The following is a 5,219-nucleotide window of genomic DNA, read 5'->3' as shown; positions in this document are numbered from 1 at the left end:
GATACGGATCTGCCGCCGCGAGCCAGTGGCCGCGTCGACCGCGGTGTAGGTCAAACGCCCATCCGGCAACACCCCATAGATAGAAGCAGTACCGCGTGGGCCGCCGCCCCAACCGCCATAGTCAGTGGCGTGAGCCTCGTCGCGGTCGCAGGCGGCGCCGTCGAAGGTTATGCCGTTCTGCACCTGCCGTAGCTGCGCCCGGGCATCCCAGCGGCCCTCGGACCAGGCGTAGGTCTGCCAGCCCCAGGTCACCTTCCCGGCGTCGAAGAGCCGCTTGATCACGTCGTATCCGCCGTATGCACCGGTCCGGGAGCGGCCGAGTACCGATGCCACGCCGTCGAAGTAGGCGTTGATCGTCGTCTGCTGCGCAGCCGTAGCGTCGAAGTCAACGCTGAAGTAGATCGGCCGTGACGCCGGCATCCCGCACTCGACTGCCTGGCTATGCGCGGCGTTTGCGTGCTGCACGCCCTTGCTGTAGCCGCCGAGAGCGTCACCGGCCGTGTTTTCCCAGTTCGAGACGATGTCGAGACCAGCTGCTCGTAAGGCGTCCGCTTCGGAACGGGTGAGGTTCTTACCGGTCGTGTCATAGCTGAGGTAACGGCAGACGAACGAGTAGCCCGCATTCGCCACAACGCTCGGCCGCGGCCGCCCCCAGGAGTAGTCCAGGCCGGTAGCGACCAGTGCCAGCGTTCCTACGCCGTCTACTTGCGGCCCGGCTAGGGCCGGACGGGCGAACCCGCCGATTCCAACTGCCGCGCCGACCGCTCCTCCCGCCATCAGACCTAGCATCTTCCGCCGCGAGCGGTGGGGACCAATTGAAGTCATCAGAACTTCCTTTCACAAATGAGGGGTCAGCTGACCGTGGCCGGCTGCGTGGACAGGATGCGCCGGGTCTAGCCCCAAGGTGTCGATGACGCCTGGCGGAATGCCGACTTTCGTCGCGGTCACGGTTTGGCGGCCGCACTTGCGGTCTGCACAGCGAGCGGTTTTGCGTCCAACCTACGGTCGACAATCCCGATCTTGCTGATGTCGTCGCTGCGCATGATGCTTTGACCCACGCCGGCTACGTGGAGATCCGGGCGTCCTTCTCGGGCGCGGCGGTTGGTTTCGAGGTGGGCCCACCTGACCACCCATTTGTGGCTCGCCCGGGCCATGGCCAGGTGGACCCGACGGCAGGATCAGCCGGGGGTGTGCCGATCCGCCTCCAATGCCTGATCTGCGGCACGTTACCCACAGGTCCGCGCCATCCACAAAGGATGGTGTAGGCACGGTCGCAGGGCAGCTTGCCCTGCGACCGTAGGGTGAATCGGCCGCGAACCCGCCGCCGGCACTACCGTTACCGCGATGATGCGCGCCGGACGCGAGACGCGACGTCGGGTGGGTATCGGGCCCCTCGATGACCGTCATATACCCCCAATCAAACTACGCCGACCGCCCGGTCGGTCTGCATGCGCCGAGCGAACGTAGCATCCACCTGATGCCTAGACAAGGAGCCATTTTCATCGTGGGTCGCGGGTGTCTTCGGCGGCTTAGAGGACGCGGATGGCCTGCAGGGTCGGGGGGCCAGGCAGGGGCGGCAGCGGATTTTGGCCAGGATTTTCCAGGTCTCGAGCGTGGAGACGGCGCGTTCGCCGAGCGCTCGGACTTGGCGTGGTGCCGGTTGACGGACTACTGCCGGCGGAACCAGCGGATGCGGTGTTTGAACGGGGACCAGGCGGTGCCGGGGGCGCAAGGTCAGCACTTGTTGCTGCTCAGCGCGGCGATCAGGCCGTGGGGGCTGGGATGAGGTCGGGGACCGCGCCCGGGCAAGGTGGGCGAGGCCCAGTTCAGCCGTCGTCCTGCGGCATCGGCGAGGACCTGCACATTGACACCGTGGCGCTTGTGCTTGCCGGGTAGTCGGGCCCTTGGTCGGCGCCGAACATCCGGAGGTCGAACCACCCGGGAGGTCCGCGAGGAGGCGTTGCCGCTTCCCTAGGCCAGTCGTGCGGCCCGACGCATCGCGGCGGCGAGGTTGTCGGTGGGCGGGGCGAGAATCAGGTCGACGGCGTGGCGTAGGTATCGCCACGTGGCGGTGACCGACATGTCGAGGCTGGCCGCGAGGCGGGCGAGGGTGTCACCGTTAGGCAGGTGAGCCAAGGCCATCAGCGCCTGCTGCTGCGCGGGCTGCGGCGCCAGCGGCCCCAAGGATGCGGTGACGGTCACGAATCAGCCCGGTCAGGCTGGTCACGCTGCGTGTGGACAACGGTGTGTTGCCACCGCTGACTGGGCCGTGGAGGATCACCAATTCGCCGACTCGCAGCCCGCCCGGGGGCCGCAAATCCCGGATCTGCGCGGTGAGCAGTTTCGCGCTGACAGCGAATCGAACTCCTGAAAGGGGTTCGGTTCCTCGAACTTGCCCCGGCGGACCCGGCAGCTCATGGCGACCGAGCATCGACTTGTCGCAGTCGTGGTGCTTCTCAATCTCCGGCGACGCCGTCTGCCGCGGCCGGTATCCATCAGCTCGAAAAGCCAGCGCCGCTGCAGTTTCTCCCAGTCCGCCACCGCCATCAGCGGGCCCACCCGGCGCCAAACCAGTTACCAGCGCGGGCGCCAAATACATGCCCACCGTCTTACGATCCGGGCCCAAGCTGACCGCGATCTCGCTGTTCGAGCGACCCGCGTACCAGTGGACAGGATCTCGGTCACACGAGCCTCGTTGAACGTTCTCCTCGCCATCGGCTCGCTCCCTATCCGCAGACGAGGGAGGACTCTTCTTGATCGCGAGGAGCTGACCAGCACCATGCGTAAATTCCGCGATCGCTCGGGCCTATCAGCTCGCTGCGGCCACACGCTGGTTCCCCCGCAACGGCAGATCGAGCCGCCCGGCGGGGCTCACATCGAGCCACCCGAGCACACCCTCGGTCAGTCACGTGGCGGTGGACTCCAGGCTGCACCTGGCCTACGAGCAGGGCGGCGAGCCACTGTCGATACACCTGATCGCACCTCGCCGCCGACGAACGCGGCCAACCCATGTCGATCCTTCTCACCTCCGGCCAAGCCGGCGACAACCCATAACTCCTGGCACTGCTCGACGCGATCTGGGTCAAGAGCCCGACCCCGGTCGACCCCGCAAACGCCCCGATGCGCTGATCGCGGACAAGGGCTACGCCCACGACTCGACCGGCGAGCGTTGCGGCAACGCGGGATCCGGCACGTCATCCCGGAACGATCCGACCAGGCCGCCGCGCCCGCGAAAGGCAGCGCCGGCGGTCGACCACCGACCTTCGACAAGGTGACCTCTAACAAGCGCAACGTCGTGGAACGCCGCTTCAACCGGTTCAAGCAGTGGCGTGACCTAACCACTGCCAAACGCGCATACCTCTACCGAGCCAGCCTCGTCCCTATCGCCGCCATCATCTGGCTTCCATGATCGACAGGACACCTAGCCGCCTTGCCCGCGCCGCCGACAACCACGGTGGGCGCCACTGGCTGCTCATCCGCAGCAACCGGCGAGCTGACCTTCTAGCGCTGCTGGTCACCGCAACGCGCCGCGCTACACACGCTCGTCACGGTCGCCAGGGGCCGGACGCCACTGGAAGGTCGAGGAATCGTTTCAAGCCGCGAAGACCGGCCTCAGCCTGGACCAGCATCAGAACCGCCGCTGACCGTCTTGGCACCGCTGGACCACCCTCGCGATCCTCGCCCACGCCCTCCTCGCTGCCGCCAACGCTAACCGCTACCGGCTCTACCCAGCCGGGCTGATCCCGCTGACCGTCAACGAGCTACACCACCTGTTCAACAAGCTGATCATCGAACCCGCCCGCCGGCACACCGACCTCCTGCTCTGGTCAATCCGCCGACGCCGCCACCGAGCTCGCGCCATAAACAGCCACTACGCCCGATAAGCCCTCATTGATCCGTGATCACAATCCCCCCAGCTGGAGTACTAAGCCGCCCACTATTTAGTAGCAACACACCATGCTTGCTCGCGCGCGGATCGAGATGCTAACGTCCTCGATCAGTTGCTCGCCGACCGACCGGGCGGTCGGTCTCCAGGCGAGGAGAATGGTGGTGCCTATCGGCCCAGTTGACTCTGTCCAATCTAAATCTTCTCTAAGTGTAAAGCATCGGGTGCGTTCCGCAATGGCATATTAGCGATTGTCGGGCCGCGCTCAAAACCGAGTAGGAGTTTTAGTGCGTGGATTGATGGGCGCTTCGAGAGTACGCAAACCGAGAAGGAGGGTTATGCGTGCGAGCGCGTTTGCTGGCTTCCTAGCGGTGCTAGTTGGGGCTCCTGCGGTGGTGGCTACGCCGGCAAGCGCTGCCAACAACCCAAACCCAGCGAGAATCACGGACGCTTCGTGGTGGCTTAGGAATGAACTTCTAGCGCTCGAACCCGGCACGCGCGACGGCGGCATCTATGCCAACAAGCCGGGTTATCACAATACGCGCGCCGCTAATGATTCTGGCGATTACTCGGTCAGGGACGCGGAGGATCAAGGCGGGCCATCCGACAAGGCCGCTGCCTACGATTGGACTTTTCCCGAGGCGCAAGGTTCCAGTGCAGGCTACACTGGCGCCGGCGTTTTCAGCCCATCCATTGCGAGCGACGGTGTGGGCCTGAATGCGGACTACAGCGGCATCGCACTGTACTCTCGTCGACTCCTCGCCTCCGGCTCCGACCCGAATGACCCGCGTTTGAATGGATGGCGGGAGTTCTATGGCCAAGCAGACAACGACAACTCGGTTGAGGGTTGGGACTTTCGTTACGACCGCGCCGTCTCGTCCGACAATTCTCACCTGTGGCACATTCACCTGAGCGAAGACCGCGATAAAGTCACCAGCCTCGACAACAAGAAGGCCTTGTTGAGCGTACTTCGAGGCGAATCACTTGAGGAATGGCTACGCAAGCCTGTTGAGCAGGGCTCGGCGCAGGCGCACGCGGATGTGACCGGTGACGGCCTTGCTGACTTGGTGGTCCTGTATGACTACGGGAACTCAACGAGCAAGCTGTGGGTGTTCCGTTCCACTGGTACTGGCTTTGCGGCTCCTGCGTTGTGGTGGGACTCCGGCAGCGGAAAGTGGGACTGGTCTAGCAGCAAACTCGCCGTCGGAGACTTCACCGCCGACGGCAAGGCCGATGTGGGGATCCTCTACGACTACGGCGCGTCGACCAGCAAGCTGTGGGTGCTCCGTTCCACTGGTACTGGCTTTACGGCCCCCGCATCGTGGTGGGACTC

General features: G+C 64.9%; 3 protein-coding genes and 2 pseudogenes. 3 read left to right on the top strand and 2 right to left on the bottom strand.

The features are described from left to right. Both ACIP9D_RS32730 and ACIP9D_RS32725 read right to left on the bottom strand, forming a co-directional pair. Positions 1-777: DUF1906 domain-containing protein (locus ACIP9D_RS32730; RefSeq protein WP_350877552.1), on the bottom strand; the 777-nt coding region annotated here is incomplete at its 3' end. 1,194 nt (positions 778-1,971) lie between these two features. Next, positions 1,972-2,202: a transposase family protein gene (locus ACIP9D_RS32725; RefSeq protein WP_400451397.1), complete on the bottom strand. Its 231-nt coding sequence runs from the start codon at positions 2,200-2,202 to the stop codon at positions 1,972-1,974. 777 nt (positions 2,203-2,979) lie between these two features. Between ACIP9D_RS32725 and ACIP9D_RS32720 the strand changes: the two are divergent. The 3 genes and pseudogenes from ACIP9D_RS32720 to ACIP9D_RS32710 all read left to right on the top strand — a co-directional run. After that, positions 2,980-3,409: pseudogene (locus tag ACIP9D_RS32720) on the top strand (transposase); the annotation flags it as partial. 776 nt (positions 3,410-4,185) lie between these two features. Beyond that, positions 4,186-4,890: pseudogene (locus ACIP9D_RS32715) on the top strand (hypothetical protein); the annotation flags it as partial. A 36-nt stretch (positions 4,891-4,926) separates the two neighbouring features. Beyond that, positions 4,927-5,219, top strand: a 293-nt coding sequence (locus ACIP9D_RS32710; RefSeq protein ID WP_400451398.1) for an FG-GAP repeat domain-containing protein, incomplete at its 3' end; no start/stop codon positions are given.

The organism is Micromonospora sp. NPDC093243, from assembly GCF_044753725.1.
In the GTDB taxonomy this organism is placed as follows: domain Bacteria; phylum Actinomycetota; class Actinomycetes; order Mycobacteriales; family Micromonosporaceae; genus Micromonospora.
Note: the sequence above shows the minus strand (reverse complement) of the source record. Positions and strands in the feature narration are given on the sequence as shown.